The sequence below is a fragment of the Trichocoleus desertorum AS-A10 genome (assembly GCF_039962155.1).
In the GTDB taxonomy this organism is placed as follows: domain Bacteria; phylum Cyanobacteriota; class Cyanobacteriia; order FACHB-46; family FACHB-46; genus Trichocoleus.
Genome location: NZ_JAMPKN010000021.1, coordinates 15,673 through 29,332, shown reverse-complemented (window position 1 = coordinate 29,332; position 13,660 = coordinate 15,673). Strand labels below are relative to the sequence as shown.

General features: G+C 49.8%; 18 protein-coding genes. 10 read left to right on the top strand and 8 right to left on the bottom strand.

From position 1 onward, the window contains the following. Positions 1-39: 39 nt before the first annotated feature. Positions 40-237 (top strand): hypothetical protein, encoded by a 198-nt coding sequence (locus NDA01_RS21685; RefSeq protein WP_348229588.1) that lies wholly within the window; start codon positions 40-42, stop codon positions 235-237. Here the strand turns inward: NDA01_RS21685 and NDA01_RS21680 are convergent. Then, on the bottom strand, positions 234-1,061 hold the full coding sequence (locus NDA01_RS21680) for a DUF3102 domain-containing protein (RefSeq protein WP_348229587.1): 828 nt from the start codon (positions 1,059-1,061) through the stop codon (positions 234-236). The two genes, NDA01_RS21685 and NDA01_RS21680, sit on opposite strands and share 4 nt — an antisense overlap. Positions 1,062-1,063: 2 nt before the next feature. After that, a complete protein-coding gene (locus NDA01_RS21675) occupies positions 1,064-1,840 on the bottom strand; it encodes a sigma-70 family RNA polymerase sigma factor (protein WP_348229586.1) in 777 nt (258 codons plus the stop codon). Positions 1,841-2,128: 288 nt separating this feature from the next. Between NDA01_RS21675 and NDA01_RS21670 the strand changes: the two genes are divergently transcribed. The 6 genes from NDA01_RS21670 to NDA01_RS21645 are packed head-to-tail and all read left to right on the top strand — an operon-like array spanning position 2,129 to position 5,755. Then, entirely contained in the window at positions 2,129-2,452 is a 324-nt protein-coding gene (locus NDA01_RS21670) for a hypothetical protein (RefSeq protein ID WP_348229585.1), read from the top strand. 34 nt (positions 2,453-2,486) lie between these two features. After that, positions 2,487-3,446 (top strand): tyrosine-type recombinase/integrase, encoded by a 960-nt coding sequence (locus tag NDA01_RS21665; RefSeq protein WP_348229584.1) that lies wholly within the window; start codon positions 2,487-2,489, stop codon positions 3,444-3,446. A gap of 51 nt (positions 3,447-3,497) precedes the next feature. Then, entirely contained in the window at positions 3,498-3,773 is a 276-nt protein-coding gene (locus NDA01_RS21660) for an HU family DNA-binding protein (protein WP_348229583.1), read from the top strand. A gap of 35 nt (positions 3,774-3,808) precedes the next feature. Beyond that, the gene (locus NDA01_RS21655; RefSeq protein ID WP_348229582.1) at positions 3,809-3,979 is read left to right on the top strand and encodes a hypothetical protein; all 171 of its coding nucleotides are present in this window, start codon (positions 3,809-3,811) and stop codon (positions 3,977-3,979) included. Then, positions 3,963-4,436: a hypothetical protein gene (locus NDA01_RS21650; RefSeq protein ID WP_348229581.1), complete on the top strand. Its 474-nt coding sequence runs from the start codon at positions 3,963-3,965 to the stop codon at positions 4,434-4,436. The genes NDA01_RS21655 and NDA01_RS21650 overlap by 17 nt, the downstream gene beginning before the upstream one ends. Beyond that, positions 4,418-5,755: a PBSX family phage terminase large subunit gene (locus tag NDA01_RS21645; RefSeq protein WP_348229580.1), complete on the top strand. Its 1,338-nt coding sequence runs from the start codon at positions 4,418-4,420 to the stop codon at positions 5,753-5,755. The genes NDA01_RS21650 and NDA01_RS21645 overlap by 19 nt, the downstream gene beginning before the upstream one ends. Here the strand turns inward: NDA01_RS21645 and NDA01_RS21640 are convergent. Both NDA01_RS21640 and NDA01_RS21635 read right to left on the bottom strand, forming a co-directional pair. Next, complete coding sequence (locus NDA01_RS21640; protein WP_348229579.1) at positions 5,727-5,966, bottom strand: hypothetical protein; 240 nt, start codon at positions 5,964-5,966, stop codon at positions 5,727-5,729. The two genes, NDA01_RS21645 and NDA01_RS21640, sit on opposite strands and share 29 nt — an antisense overlap. A 43-nt stretch (positions 5,967-6,009) precedes the next feature. Further along, a complete protein-coding gene (locus tag NDA01_RS21635; RefSeq protein ID WP_348229578.1) occupies positions 6,010-6,579 on the bottom strand; it encodes a Pycsar system effector family protein in 570 nt (189 codons plus the stop codon). Positions 6,580-6,802: 223 nt separating this feature from the next. On the opposite strand from NDA01_RS21635, the gene NDA01_RS21630 reads away from it, so the two are divergent. Continuing rightward, positions 6,803-8,404 (top strand): DUF4055 domain-containing protein, encoded by a 1,602-nt coding sequence (locus NDA01_RS21630; RefSeq protein ID WP_348229577.1) that lies wholly within the window; start codon positions 6,803-6,805, stop codon positions 8,402-8,404. Between the two features lie 187 nt (positions 8,405-8,591). Here the strand turns inward: NDA01_RS21630 and NDA01_RS21625 are convergent, their stop codons facing one another. The 4 genes from NDA01_RS21625 to NDA01_RS21610 form a co-directional block, all read right to left on the bottom strand. Continuing rightward, positions 8,592-9,125, bottom strand: a complete 534-nt coding sequence (locus NDA01_RS21625; protein ID WP_348229576.1) for a hypothetical protein — start codon at positions 9,123-9,125, stop codon at positions 8,592-8,594. Positions 9,126-9,786: 661 nt separating this feature from the next. Further along, positions 9,787-11,028 carry an RNA-guided endonuclease InsQ/TnpB family protein gene (locus NDA01_RS21620; RefSeq protein ID WP_348229575.1) on the bottom strand — a complete coding sequence of 414 codons (1,242 nt, stop codon included), beginning with the start codon at positions 11,026-11,028 and terminating at the stop codon, positions 9,787-9,789. A 211-nt stretch (positions 11,029-11,239) separates the two neighbouring features. Next, positions 11,240-11,605 (bottom strand): hypothetical protein, encoded by a 366-nt coding sequence (locus tag NDA01_RS21615; RefSeq protein WP_348229574.1) that lies wholly within the window; start codon positions 11,603-11,605, stop codon positions 11,240-11,242. Positions 11,606-11,759: 154 nt separating this feature from the next. After that, a complete protein-coding gene (locus NDA01_RS21610) occupies positions 11,760-12,128 on the bottom strand; it encodes a hypothetical protein (RefSeq protein WP_348229573.1) in 369 nt (122 codons plus the stop codon). A gap of 248 nt (positions 12,129-12,376) precedes the next feature. On the opposite strand from NDA01_RS21610, the gene NDA01_RS21605 reads away from it, so the two are divergent. Together NDA01_RS21605 and NDA01_RS21600 are read left to right on the top strand one after the other, a co-directional pair. Then, positions 12,377-12,634: a hypothetical protein gene (locus NDA01_RS21605; protein WP_348229572.1), complete on the top strand. Its 258-nt coding sequence runs from the start codon at positions 12,377-12,379 to the stop codon at positions 12,632-12,634. A gap of 151 nt (positions 12,635-12,785) precedes the next feature. After that, positions 12,786-13,658: a hypothetical protein gene (locus tag NDA01_RS21600; RefSeq protein ID WP_348229571.1), complete on the top strand. Its 873-nt coding sequence runs from the start codon at positions 12,786-12,788 to the stop codon at positions 13,656-13,658. Positions 13,659-13,660: the final 2 nt, after the last annotated feature.

Genomic DNA, 13,660 nt, shown 5'->3' with positions numbered 1-13,660 from the left:
CCTACCGGGAAACCTAGGGACTGTTACTGGCCTGCGATTATGCGCCTCTTTTCTCTGCACCTGAAACTACAGCATGTTGACCACACCATTAAGGTGGCTGAGGGTGTTCAATTCCCGAATGGTTGGTGCTCACTCTCCATGAAAATAGCAACCCGCCCCTATCACTACGAATCGATCGCGGACTTGGAGCGGGTGCATTGTGGTGAAGGGAACAAGGTCAAGCTCGTCTGGTATTAGTCGAGTAGACTCAGTCCTTCATCGTAAAGATCTTCGGACATAGCCTCTTGAAAGATTTCGAGCACCTTAGCAATCCACTCCGCCCTGAGACGCGATCGCTGCTTTTGCACTTCCAGCTCACCTTCTAATCCATAAATAACCTGAGTCGTCTGCCCCACTTTTGGACTCGAGTATAACGGCTTGGGTTCAGATTTTTGTGGGGGTGGGGTATCTTCCGGCTCAATCTCACTCAGCAAAAACGGTTCTGGTTCGTCGCTTCCTTCCACTTCACAGAGCGCGATCGCACCTTCAGTTCGGGAGACGGTGACCGTTTTGCCGTGGTGAGGATGGTCGGCATCTGTAACAAGTACTTCACGACCCGGGTAGAACTTCTCTTCTGGTTTGGCCTTGGCGGTCGGAGCCTTATGCTCATTGACGATCTCTCTGGCCTTGGCGTGGGTGACTCGTTCACCAGATTCAGCTAGGGCGATCGCTTTCTCACGTGCTGATTCAGGGGTTGAGGGAGCAGCTAGTAAATAGAGGGCAGAAGGGGCAAAATCGGAAATTTTCCGATTATGGTCGAAGGCTCTGGCGACATGCATGAGACTCTCGGCGGTTGACTGGCTCCAGTTGAACTCGGCCCCAAGCCACTGCTGCCAGTGCCCATGCCCCAAACGAGCCCTAATCTCAATCAGCTTTTGGCCGATTTCAATAGTGTTTTGAGCATTGCGATTGATTAAGTCCTTGATCTCGCTCGTGCGCTGTTGAACTACTACTCGCTGCTCCAGATCAAGTGAACCGTAATCGAACTGCTGAAGAATCTCTACTGCTGTTGTCGTCGTCATCTTCAAACCCTCTGCCTATCTTCATTTTGCCCATTTCTGAGGCGTTGCAAACCTTCGTCAATCCAGAAGCGTACTTGCTCTGGGGTGGTGTCTTGTTGGCGGGCGATCGCCTCGTCAGTCATCTGTTTAAAGAATCGCTCCATGATACAGGTCCGGTAGGGATCTTTGAGTTTCCCTAATCTCTTGTACATCTCCTGCTTGAGCGCTTCCTCTTCCTGTAGGTCCTCTGTTTCTTCTTCGGAGAGCTGCACATCATCCAGGCTCACCAATGGCTTACGACTGACAGCCTGTTGGGTCCAAGTCCATTTTGCTTTGGAAACTCCCAGAGACTCTGCAATCTTTTCCTCGGAAACATCTCGACCTAGGGCCACCATCCGACGCTGTACCTGCTTCACTTTGGAAGCCAACTCAATAGAGCGGCGGGGAATCTTAACGTGACCCCAATGGTCGCGTAGGAAATGCTGAACCTCACCCTGGATGTAGGGCACTGCAAATGAGCTAAAAGCTACGCCCTTGCTGGGGTCATATCTTTCAACTGCTTTAATCAAGCCAATCCGGGCGAGTTGAATCAAGTCTTCTAGTGGTTCTGCACATTGACCGGACATCCGGTGAGCCACTTTAAGAGCAAGCCTGTCATTCTGTTGAGCGATTTCGTTACGCTCTTCAATTGTTAAAACTCTACGTTGTGGCGGTTGTTGCTGGGATTTCTGCTGAGCGCCCTTGCGGTGTTGTGCCCAAGCTCCTTCCACGGTCCGCTTGCTGCCAGTATTGCTATTCATTTGAGGAACTACCTTACCTGTATCGTGTGGCGATTTGTGACGATTCAGGTGGGGCGTTCCTGTCTCTATCTAAAGTAGTACCCTTGAACGTGAAAGCCCCCGACCCGTTGAAACACGGACATTTCAGGCGCTTCATAAATTCTTGTTGATGCTGTGAAGCAATGATGAAGTCAGGTGGAGAATTCCGGCTGAGGGAGAGAAGGCGATCGCCAAACCAATACTCAGGTTGCGGAAACTCTCATTATCACCAGCTGGGTATCCTGGAGATAATGCATTAGGACTGCGGTAATGACACAGGTTTTTCAGGCAGTTGGGGTAGTCGCTCTCGTCACTCCATTTATTGCGGCTCTCATTGCGGGTGCAGCGATCGCCAATGGCTTTATGGTCTATCTGTTCTGGGGTTGGTTTATTCATCCAGTCTTCTCAGGTGCCCCAAACCTGACGCTTGCTCAGAGTATTGGCCTAGCAGCGATTGTTGCCGTACTGGTCAAAAGCGGGTCTAGAGAGAGCAAGAAAAGCAAAGACCAAAGCAACGGAGAGGCAATCGCTGAGTTCCTAATCACTTACGGCGCAATGCTTTTGTTTGGCTGGATTGTCCATCTTTTCGTCTAAGTCCAAGGAATTCTAGGGGATTCAGGAAACTTCCGTGAGCAACCTAATCCCTCATCAGCAACCCAGCTCGTTTTTCCATGCCCAAGAGCGTGACATCCTCGCCGAACTTCTAGCAGACAAACGCTCAGAAAATACACGCCGTGCCTATGACAAAGACTTGAAAGATTTCTTCTTATCGGTCAGTGGGCATGAGCCAAACCCCCAATTAATCATTGAATTCCTGAAGCTGGAGCGGTTCACAGCGATCGCCCTGGTTCTCCAGTACAAAGCCAAACTGATTGAGAAGGGATTGGCCGAAGCAACCGTGAATCGACGACTGGCAGCCATCAAATCACTTGTCAAATATGCTCAAAAAATTGGCAAGTGTGAGTGGAGCCTGGAGGAAGTTCAGGGAGAGAAGGCCAAAGCCTACCGAGATACCAGCGGTGTGGATCGGGATAGCTATCGGGCAATTTTGGAAGGGTGCGATCGCTCAACTCTGCAAGGCCAGCGCAATTACGCCATTCTCCGACTGCTATGGGATAACGCTCTCCGTCGAGGTGAGGTAGTGAAGCTGAATGTGTCTGATTTTGATGCAGAGGCGCGATCGCTGACCATCTTAGGGAAAGGGCGAGGCACCCAGAAGGAGCGGGTTAGTTTGTCAGCTGCGACGGTGGAAGCGATCGAGGCTTGGTTGCAGCATTTCCCCAATTGGGGAAAAGATAGTCCACTATTTATTGCCCTGGATAACGTACACCACGGACACAGGCTCACAGGGAACGCCATCTACAACCTAGTATTTGAAGCAGCACAGAAGGCAGGCATCAAGAAGCGGTTCTCTCCTCACCGTTGCCGCCACTCCTCAATCACAGCAGCCCTTGATGCGACGGGCGGAAACGTGCGAGAGGTGCAAAAGCTGAGCAGGCATAAGAACCTACAAACCGTTCTCCTGTATGATGATGCTCGCCTCAATGCTCAACAAAAGGTAACGGACTTGTTGTCTGAAATGATGTGAAGGCTCCAAAAACCTGAATTATAATCGCAGCAAGCATTGTGAGGTTTTTACGTGAACAAAGGCGAATTAGTAGACGCAGTGGCTGGAAAAGCTAGCGTAACCAAGAAGCAAGCTGAAGCAATTGTGACCGCTACATTTGAGGCAATTCAGGAGACGGTAGCCTCAGGCGACAAAGTAACTCTGGTTGGGTTCGGTACCTTCGAGGCTAGAGAGCGACAGGCTCGCGAGGGTCGCAATCCCAAGACCGGAGACAAGATGCAGATTCCAGCGACCAAGGTTCCGGCATTCAGTGCTGGCAAAGTCTTCAAAGAAAAAGTTTCACCCTAGCGGTCTAGCAGGCTCTTTTCTCCTAACAGTTAACCGTGCCTCCTCTTGTAGGGGGCTTTTTATTGGGTGCGATCGCCCTCTCATTCCATCTCCTGACCCCAAACCGCAAAACCCAAACCTCAAACCCAGTGGGAACTTTAGCCGCAGAAATAGAGTTTATCTGCGGTTTATTTGCGGCGTTTTGCGGTCATGCCAAAGAAGATTGATTGGGAGCCTATTAAGCAACATTACCTAGCGAATGACGAGTCCTTAGCGGCTGTCGCGCTGCGTTTTGGCGTGAGCAAGCGGGCGATCGAGGATAAGTCTGCTGAAGGTGGATGGGAGGCACTTAAGACCGCGGGTCATGTTAGTGACGAAGTTGTTGAGGAGGAAGACTCTTCATCCAAAATTCCTCATCGCAGGCGATCCTTCGATCGCAAGGCAAAAATTGACGAAGTTGACGAGATCGACCATGCCATCACTCAGCTATCTGGCTGGATTGGAGGCGGTGCTGAGCCAAAGTCTTTAGAGGGGTGTGCCTCAGCTCTAGCCAAGCTGATTGAGTTGCGACGGAAGTTAGTGCCTGCAACTGCTGCTGAGTTGGCGGAACAAGTGCTTGCCTTAGGAATTTCGCCCACTGAGTTCGTGACCGAGCTTAAGGAAAAATGGCAGCGCCGCGCGTAAGCAAGCAGCAAGAGCTTATCGACGAGTTAGAAGAACAGTTCGACTTGAAGGATAAGGGCGATCGCCCTGACTTAGCTGCGAAGTTGGCTCAGGGTCTAACTGACTGGGCACAACCCTTATTCCTTCCCAAACGATACAAATGCTTGTGGGGTGGGCGCGGATCTGGAAAATCGTGGGCAGCTGCCGACGCTCTACTGATTGAAGGATTGAGGCGCAAAATCCGAGTGCTGTGCGCTCGTGAGTTTCAGGCATCGATGCGAGACTCCGTTCATGCTCTGCTCAAAGGCCGCATTGAAGTGCTGGGCCTAGACGATTTCTACAAGGTGCAAGACACCATTATTTTGGGTGCGAATGGCTCCAGCTTCATCTTTCGGGGCGTTCGTCACAACGTACAATCCATTAAATCAATGGCAGGCATCACTCATTGCTGGCTAGAGGAAGCTCAGACCATCTCGGCTGAGAGCTGGCAAGTCTTGGTACCTACCATTCGGGAGGAAGGCAGCGAGATCTGGGTCACATTTAATCCACTCAATAAAACTGATGCGGTCTATCAGGAATTGGTTGAGAAGGCGCGATCGAATGCCTATGTCGAGCAAGTCAACTGGAATAGAAATCCCCACTTTCCAAAGGTCTTGGATGATGAGCGGCGGGCTATGGCGGCGACTGACCCGGATACCTATCAGCACATTTGGGAGGGTGGCCTATGGGAGCAGTCTGATGCCCAAATTCTAAATAAGAAATGGATTATTGAGGAGTTTGACCCCTATGACGCGACTGAGAGTGGGGAGCTGCTCATCAAGTCGGGCTGGAATGGCCCTTATCACGGCGCTGACTTCGGCTTTGCTCAAGACCCAACCACATTGGTGAAGTGCTGGATTTATGGCAATCAACTCTATATTGAGCAAGAGTCCTGTGCAGTGGGCCTAGAGCTTGATTACACTGCGGAACGCTGGAAGTTGGATGTAGTAGGGTGCGATCGCTTTGTGGTCAGAGCTGACAGTGCCCGTCCCGAATCCATCTCCTACCTAAAGCGGCACGGCATTCCCAAAATTGAAGGGGTATCCAAGCGAGCTGGCAGCGTCGAAGATGGGATTGCTCACTTGAGAAGCTACGAGAAAATTATCATCCACCCCCGCTGCAAGCACACCGCAGAGGAGGCGAGGCTTTATTCCTATAAGACCGATCGGATTACTGGAGACGTGCTACCAGTCGTGGTTGATGCTCATAACCATTTAATAGATGCCCTGAGATACGCTCTTGAGCCTATGATTTGTGCTCGACCAAAAGGTATCAAGCGATCGGGTATTCAGTTGTACTAACATCCTGGTCGCTTGATACCAGCAGATGTTTGGGTAGATGTCCTAAACCGTTTTTACCTAGAGCAGTTAAGCTAGGGCCGATTAAAATTGGCTCTTCCAGTGTCGTCGCTGTCTTCTTGAAAGTCGGCTTTATGTGTCCATTTCGTTTTGGAATCGCCTCGACCTGGAAGATGCTGTTGACAGTAATTGCTGTTTTCAATCGCAGGGGCATTACAGTTTGCCTCAACACACGTTCTTGGTGTGCCTTGTCCCATCTAGCTTACAACTCCTTTGTTTTGCTTCCAAAATATTGTAATTATGATTGCACTAGCCACAAGCAGAAGTCCAGCTAGAAGCAAGTATTGCGCAGTCTTTAGGCATTGTGCCTTGAGGTCATTACCATCCCTAAGACTTACAACGGTGTCCTGCCAGACTCTAATTTTGTCCTGAATAAGATGAATTTGGTAATCCGCTATTCCATTATCCAATCGCTCTATTACCCTTAGTGCATCAAGAGCATATTTTGTATAGCCTTCTCCTGTTGGAGAGCTTTCAAGTGGCCGCACTACAAGCACTGTTACAGAACACGTAACTGACAGAACCAACAGAGCGATCGCGAAGGCTAGAGCCAGATTCATTTCAGATGGGAAAGTACTGCCAACCTCTTTAACCAACAGTCCAGATGCAGAAACAAATATGCCAGAGGTTGTTAGTGCCACTTGGGCCTTGCTTTCTAGTCCACGCCATCGGTCAAACAGTTCACTATATTCAGCTTCATATCTCTCTAGAGCTTGCTCTAGGAGGTCAATGACAAATTTCTTATTTTCAGGAAGTTCATCGCACATACAGTAGTTTTCTCGGCTTGGTGAACAAAGCTTAGTAGAGAAATTCAACCACGTCACTAGAGCGATCGCCCTCTCCATACCCATAGGAACTATCTCGGCAAGAATTACCTAGCTTGCCGTGTCTCATCCCTACAGCGCTCGCGCCGTAGCAATCTAGTCCCTAGTAGATTGCGGATTGAAACAAATTAACCAAAGCGTTTTGGTTAGCGCTCGCCCGCCTTTCATGAGCATAGGAACTCTTGCGGCAAGAATTATCCTGCCAGCCGTGACTTATTCCTATAGCGATCGCTTCAAAAAAACTCCCCAGCCTGATGCCAAACTTGGCCCGATGCCAGAGAGCAGCAAATCTGGGGTCGAGGTGCCCAGTGCTGCCTACGAACAAATGTTGGCTTACTGGTCCGTCATCTCGGCTGTCCGAGGCGGAACCTCAGAGATTCGGGATAGAGGCGAAGCCTTTCTGCCCCTTGAGCCGTTTGAGAAGGACACGGCCTATCTACGACGACGGAACCGATCCTGTCTCACGCCTTGGTATGCGCGGTTGGTGCGTGGGTTGGTGGGGATGGTGCTACGAAAGCCTGTCAAGGTTGAGGCTAGAGCCAAGACAACCGAGCACCTAGATAATGTGAACCTGCTGGGGGATGACCTGAATACCTTTGCTCATGAAGTGTTTGAGGCAGCGATCGACCACGGCTACACAGGCATCTTCGTCGATTACCCGCGATCGGATGGCATTCAGTTGCTCTCTGAGCAGATTGCAGCAGGGTTGAGACCTTATTGGGTCCACTACACTGCACCTGAGATTATTGGCTGGCGTTATGAGATTCAAGGCAACCTGAGACGATTTACCCAGCTTCGGATTAGAGAAGTTGTGACCGAGGAAGACGGTGAGTTTAGCGATCGCCAAGTTGAGCGAATCAAGGTCTATGACCTGCTTGAGGGGCGTTGCCGATGGCGACTCTTTGGCAAGGTCAAGGATGAGTTTGAACAGATTGACGACGGGTTTTTAAGCCTGCCCTATATTCCCTTCGTCTTCATCTATACGAATAAAAAGAAAGAGGTGGTTGTTCAGCCTCCAATGCTGGAAATCGCGCATTTAAATATCAAGCACTATCAGCTCAGTTCGGACTTAGACCACAGCTTGCACCTGGCAGCTCAGCCCAAGTTGGTGCTCTACGGCTATGACCCTGGGGAAGGGGATGTCGTTGTTGGGGCAGATGAAGCTTTAGTTTTTGAAAATAAGGAAGGTCGGGCAGAGTGGTTGGTTTGTTCGGTTGAAAGCTTCAATGCCCAACAATCACGCATCGACACCATTGAAGGACAGATGTCAGCTCTGGGCCTCGCCACCATCGTTGGGCAAAAGAACGTGGGTGAGTCGGCAGAAGCCAAGAAGCTCGATCGCTCGCAGGGTGACTCAATCATGGCTGTGATTGCCCAGGGCTTGCAGGATGGCTTTGACCTCTGCCTGGAATACCACGCCGCCTACCTGGGAGAAGAACCTGGAACGTGCCAGGTGAATCGTGACTTTAATCTCAATGCTCTGATGGCTCAGGACATAACCGCCTACTCGCAGTTGCAGCAGATGGGGCAAATCAGCCTAGAAACCCTGCTCGAGTTGCTGAAGAAAGGTGAGGTCCTGCCAGATGAGTTTGACATTGAAGCCGAAATTAAGAAGTTAGAGGCGAGCGATCGCCCACAAGACAGAGTTCTAAACCCCGATGACACAGAAGTTCCGACCGACCAACCCAACGGCACTGACCCAGCAGGAAATCAGCGAACTGAGCAAGATCCGGGTGAAGGAGCTGCGTCAGGCGATGACAACCGCTAATTTAGAGCTGAAGCTTTACTTACAGGCCAGCGTTTAAGGGTGACTGCGATCGCTTTGGTCAAGTAGATGAGCGGCGATCGCATGGCTAAGGGGACAATGGTCTGGTGATGCGATCGCCCGACTAAAACGGATGCTGGCTTAATGATGAGCCCTGAATCCTATAATTGGCCTCTTATTGGAACATAGTTTATGTATCTGAGGCAGACAGAGCATTTTCAAGGTCTTGTAGAAAAGCATCAACATTTTGAACATCCTCAATCGATGGTTCTGATAGTTGACCACTTTCAAAGCAAATGAAATTGGCGTCTTCTATAGAGTCGTCTTCAAGGTTTCGATAGTAACCAACCAGTCCTACTGTTGCGCTAATTGAAGCTAACCACTCCCCCAGCTCATCCCAGGTATTAAAGAAAGCATCTTCATGAATGACTTGGCGGACTGCCAATCTATTTTCAGAAAATGAATTACCAAAGCTTCCTGTTAGATATTCTTCAAGCTCGCTATGTCCATCCCGAAAAAAACTATGCCACGCGGGTAAAACACGTATTGGCGTACCTGAAGGGTGAATAACTGTGCCTCCAGGCTCGGAAAATAAAGGATTACTGAGTGTCGGGGTAAAATCAAAACCTTGCCCCTGAACCATATATTGCAGTGTGCCAACTACTTCCTGCGGAACATCTGGCTTAACAGTAAACAGTAGAGCAAACTCATAAAAATCACTCATTATGTCTCCTTTTTCCACACCTAAGTGATCGTAAGGCAATGCCTTTAGAATGCCCGATGTTGGATGGGGGGGTAACGATCCCGTTTACCCGCCGCTTGCCCTTATTACCTCACCGATCCGATCGCGCTGCTAAGGGGGCAAAGACTTGGTAGCGCGATCGCCCCTTCACTTCACCGGAGCGATCGCCCTCTTAAGCACTCAGAACTTAGCTCTCTGCTGCCTTTGACCAATAGAAAGACAGGAAGAGTAGCAATCAATGCTTACAACCCACGAAGCTAGTGAACAAAGTTGTCTATGACAAAAGAACCGGTCATTGACATCCTCCTTAACATGAGGTGTAGGGATTCCAGTCTCCCCAAACAGACCTAGCTGAATGGGTTCCTGGTGGGTTGACGCTTCACTGGGCACTGCTCGATCAAGTCGAGTCTTACGCAGCCCTCCACGTCCGTTTATAGCCTCTGAGTGCCCCCCAGCGGCTTTGTGTTACAAAACAAGTACTCCTATTACCAAATAGAGAGAGCCAACTTTCCGCTTGTCTAAAATTCGAGTGAAAGACCTGGGGAAAGCGATCGCAACGGCTAACTCAGAATTGAAGCCTTACCTGCAAGGTGATGCCGAATAAAGCTGTTTATGACAAACGCACGGGCCATTGACATCCTCCTTAACCTAAAGGCACAGGGATTCCAGTCTCCCCAAACAGGCTGAGCTGAATGGGTTCCTGGTGGGTTGACGTTTCACTGGGCACTGCTCGATCGAGTCGAGTCTTATGTAGCCCTCCACGTCCGTTTATAGCCTCTGAGTGCCCCCCAGCGGCTTTGATATTCTTGGCAGCATTCACGTCTCTATCGTGGGTTGTGCCACAAAACAAGCACTCCCAAAGCCGAATAGAGAGATCTAACTTTCCGCCTCTCTCCCCACAGCAAGAGCAAGCTTGAGAGGTTGGCTCCCAGCGATCGATGATGTGCAGATCTCGTCCGTACATGACTGATTTGGCCTCAAGCATATCTCGGAACGATCGCCACCCTAAATCACTGATGGCTCTGGATAGTTTGCGATTCTTCAGCATTCCTGACACATTGAGGTTCTCTAAGGCGATCGCTTGGTTTTCGCGAATCAGCCTGGTTGACAACTTTTGCAGGAAGTCAGAGCGAATGTCTGTAATTTTGGCGTATAGCTTAGCAAGCTGAAGTCTAGCCAACTCGCGACGACGAGAACCCTTTTGTCTACGACTCAAGCGTTGCTGTAGTCTTCTAAGCTTTTTAAGGCTCTTCTTGAGCGGCATAGGGGCATCAATCTTCTCACCATTACTTAGTGTGGCAAAGGTTTTGATGCCCAAGTCAATGCCAACAGCCTTATCCGTCTGGGGCATGGGTGTAGGTTCACACTCAACAACGAAGCTTAAGAAGTAGCGACCAGAAGGATCTTTAATGACTGTTACTGAGGACGGCTGTGCTGGCAGCGGTCTAGACCACTCAATCTTGAGGTTGCCGACTTTGACTAGATAGACCTTGTGCTGTCTTAGTTTGAATGCTGTACGGGTAAATCGCGCTGATTGGGTAGAAGAGCGCTTTTTGAACCGAGGTGGCTTCATTGCGGCTCCTTTGCGTTTGCCCTTGATTGAGTTCCAAAAGTTGCGAAATGCTTCATCGAGATCTCGAAGAGACTGTTGCAAAGGAGCAAAGGCAACCTCAGATAACCAAGCTCTTGCCTCAGTTTGCTTGGCTTGAGTGATGAATTGGCTAGATAACGTGCTAAACCCAGGATATTTAAGCCCGCTCTCCAAAGCTGTTTTGCAAAACGCTAAAGCATCATTCCAGACAACGCGAGTACAGCCGAATAACTGTGCGAGTGATTTTTCTTGTGTCTTGGTGGGATAGATTCTGTAGCGGTATCGCCGTTTCATAGGAGAAGTGGATCTAGGGTAGTAGCTTGAGCTTGAAAAAATCTGAGACTGTTGAGGCGATCGCCCTTACAAAATCCGCAATTTGCGGAATATGAAGTTTGGAAGCTGGGAGGAGCGATCGCTCTATCACCCTTTTGTGTGAGTCAGAGCGATCGCCTCTCATTCAAATTCCGAACAGTTCGGATTTTGAGCTTTTCCCCAATTGGGGAAACTACAATCCAACAAATTCGGCGCACTCTAGAGCCGCTATCTGCCTCACCATCTCGGCTCTCGCCTCAATCTTCGCGACTGAATATTGATTGCGGATTAGCTCCAGCTCAACCATTGCCTTAGCTTTAGCTGCAATCAGTTGACCGAGGTTGTGCAGTGCTCCCTGGTAGTCAGCATCACCGTGGAGCAGATCAAAGCGGGCGGCTTTACGCTGAGGATCATTCTTGTAGTCACCAAAGGCAACTTGAGAATCAACTCTGCCTTCTACAGCGGTGATCACTCGCTTGGCTTGGCTGATCTGGAATTCCAAATCGTTGACGAGAGTTGAGGCTTGGGCAATGGCTTGGGGGTAGTCTTGTAAGTTCATGGCTTTCCACTAAATGTGTCGAGGTGGGAAATGGTGCGATCGCGTGGGAGTACGGATCTAAACGCATGAGTTCGCTGATTGAATGAAAGAGAATCGTAAAGGAAAAGTTGCGATCGCCCCTACCGCATACAGAGGAGCGATCGTTTTTTGTCATCTAGAAGGGGCAACCGTCCGTAGGAGTCCAGGTCTCGTTGATCTTCCAGCAAGCATCGAAGTGATTGCGGATGATGCGAGTGATGAAGGCAAAGCGATCGTTGTTGGTCACTAGGTCAACTAAGCGCTCGTTGCCTTGGCAGTCTTCGAGCTGGATGATTAAGCGGATGGGCTGCTTGGTGATGGGGCGGCTCTCGTCATTTATCGAGAGGTAGGTGTACCCATCAACCAGAGAGAGGCTGTCGATTTTGGCAGGGGCAATGGAGCGAACTTGATCCTCTAAGTAGGTTTCGAGTTCTAGCTGAGCCGTTGCTTGAACACGACCGGAACCCCGCTCGTCTTGAGCGGTTTCTAGGGTTTGGAGTAGCATAGTTTCAAGACCTTTGACTTAAGGGTTGATTTGAGAGGTGGTAGAGAAGTTGTCCAGACGGCTCTACCACCTCTTGTTTTAAATACTATATGCTTTTTATGGCATAGTCAATGCTTTTTATGGCTTGTCAATAAACTTTCTATGGTTTACATTGAGACTTATACAGCGGCGATCGCTTGATTGAGGCTGTTGCAAACCACAGCTATGCCCTCCTAAGCTTATTTCTATGCTTAGGAGGGCATGTAGGGATGGATATGTCGATGATTAGAGAAAGAATGGAGGAACTAGGACTTGACCTTGCAGCCCTTAACCGTCGCTACTGCGAAATTAGACAAGCAAAGGGGGATAAGTCTGCTACCCCTGTTAACCGCCGCAATATGCTTGCTAAGGCAATATCCGATGATGGTAATCCAACTCTGGAGACCTTCATGGACATAATCGCTGCCTTAGACGGCGAAGTCTTAGTGCAGTGGAAAAGTACCACCTTAAAAAAATTTGGAGGTTAAAGCCAGAAGTTTTTTAGGCTGACTGAATATTTTGGTGGCCTTCGTGCCTCTAATCTAATTTCTTCATCCACTTTGGAAGCGATCGCCAAGTTTCTCAGGCCAAGCGATCGCCTCTGCACTCCACCTAAAACCCTTTAGCTCAGGTGAAGCCATGACTATCGTATCCGACTCCGTGTTAGTGGAGTCTAAATCGGCACGTGACAATCAGCTAGCACAGGTATCCCATGACCGTGCGACTGAAGTATTGAACAAAACCAAAGCCCTATTCTTTGCTCTGTGGCAAGGGGTAGGGCTTGCCTCTTCTCACCATCTGGCAGAGTTCTATGAAACGGATGTTGAAACAGTTCAGAAGCTCTGTCAGCGACATCGAGATGAGTTTGAAACAGATGGACTGAAAGTATTACGGGGTCAAGACTTAAGGGATGCTGTGGACATCTTGTCCATACCATCTAAAACCAGTCAGGCTCTAGTCTGGACTCCTCGCGCTGCTCTGCGTCTCGGCATGCTGCTGCGGGACTCTGAAATTGCTAAAGCGATCAGAACTTCTTTGTTGGATGCAGTAGAGCACATTATTCCGGCTCTTGCTCCCACTCCTGAACCCCCTGCTCTTCCTTCACCGGATCGCTTCACTTTGCTCAAGGAGGCAGTTGAGATCGGCAATCAGCTCGGCGGCTTCGATGACCGTCAGAAGATGCTGCTCAAAGATCAGTTAATGAACCTGCTCATGCAGGAGCGGCTACTGCCTGAAAGTTCTGCCTTACTGACTGAGGTAGCAGAGCCAGAGCCAGCCAAACGCTTAGAAGTCCCTATCTCAGACCGCTGCCTCGACTTGGGCTACAACCCCAACACCAAGCAACTGCTCAGAATCGGTCAGGTTGCCGCTGCTTTTTATCGTGCTCGTCACGGTCGCCCTCCTCAGAAGCGTGAGCAATTCGTTGGCGGCACCACTCGCATGGTGAATGTCTACACCGCTGACGACCTCAGCATTCTTGACTCCGCCATTCATTCTGTGATGGGGGACTGAGC

What these genes read in the sequence shown, in the direction of transcription:
- NDA01_RS21685 (WP_348229588.1), top strand. Translation starts at nt 40, where the DNA reads ATGCGCCTCTTTTCTCTGCACCTGAAACTACAGCATGTTGACCACACC.
- NDA01_RS21650 (WP_348229581.1), top strand. Translation starts at nt 3,963, where the DNA reads ATGCCAAAGAAGATTGATTGGGAGCCTATTAAGCAACATTACCTAGCG.
- NDA01_RS21615 (WP_348229574.1), bottom strand. Translation starts at nt 11,605, where the DNA reads ATGAACTTACAAGACTACCCCCAAGCCATTGCCCAAGCCTCAACTCTC.
- NDA01_RS21670 (WP_348229585.1), top strand. Translation starts at nt 2,129, where the DNA reads ATGACACAGGTTTTTCAGGCAGTTGGGGTAGTCGCTCTCGTCACTCCA.
- NDA01_RS21630 (WP_348229577.1), top strand. Translation starts at nt 6,803, where the DNA reads ATGAGCATAGGAACTCTTGCGGCAAGAATTATCCTGCCAGCCGTGACT.
- NDA01_RS21610 (WP_348229573.1), bottom strand. Translation starts at nt 12,128, where the DNA reads ATGCTACTCCAAACCCTAGAAACCGCTCAAGACGAGCGGGGTTCCGGT.
- NDA01_RS21625 (WP_348229576.1), bottom strand. Translation starts at nt 9,125, where the DNA reads ATGAGTGATTTTTATGAGTTTGCTCTACTGTTTACTGTTAAGCCAGAT.
- NDA01_RS21675 (WP_348229586.1), bottom strand. Translation starts at nt 1,840, where the DNA reads ATGAATAGCAATACTGGCAGCAAGCGGACCGTGGAAGGAGCTTGGGCA.
- NDA01_RS21645 (WP_348229580.1), top strand. Translation starts at nt 4,418, where the DNA reads ATGGCAGCGCCGCGCGTAAGCAAGCAGCAAGAGCTTATCGACGAGTTA.
- NDA01_RS21600 (WP_348229571.1), top strand. Translation starts at nt 12,786, where the DNA reads ATGACTATCGTATCCGACTCCGTGTTAGTGGAGTCTAAATCGGCACGT.
- NDA01_RS21605 (WP_348229572.1), top strand. Translation starts at nt 12,377, where the DNA reads ATGGATATGTCGATGATTAGAGAAAGAATGGAGGAACTAGGACTTGAC.
- NDA01_RS21640 (WP_348229579.1), bottom strand. Translation starts at nt 5,966, where the DNA reads ATGCCCCTGCGATTGAAAACAGCAATTACTGTCAACAGCATCTTCCAG.
- NDA01_RS21680 (WP_348229587.1), bottom strand. Translation starts at nt 1,061, where the DNA reads ATGACGACGACAACAGCAGTAGAGATTCTTCAGCAGTTCGATTACGGT.
- NDA01_RS21635 (WP_348229578.1), bottom strand. Translation starts at nt 6,579, where the DNA reads ATGTGCGATGAACTTCCTGAAAATAAGAAATTTGTCATTGACCTCCTA.
- NDA01_RS21620 (WP_348229575.1), bottom strand. Translation starts at nt 11,028, where the DNA reads ATGAAACGGCGATACCGCTACAGAATCTATCCCACCAAGACACAAGAA.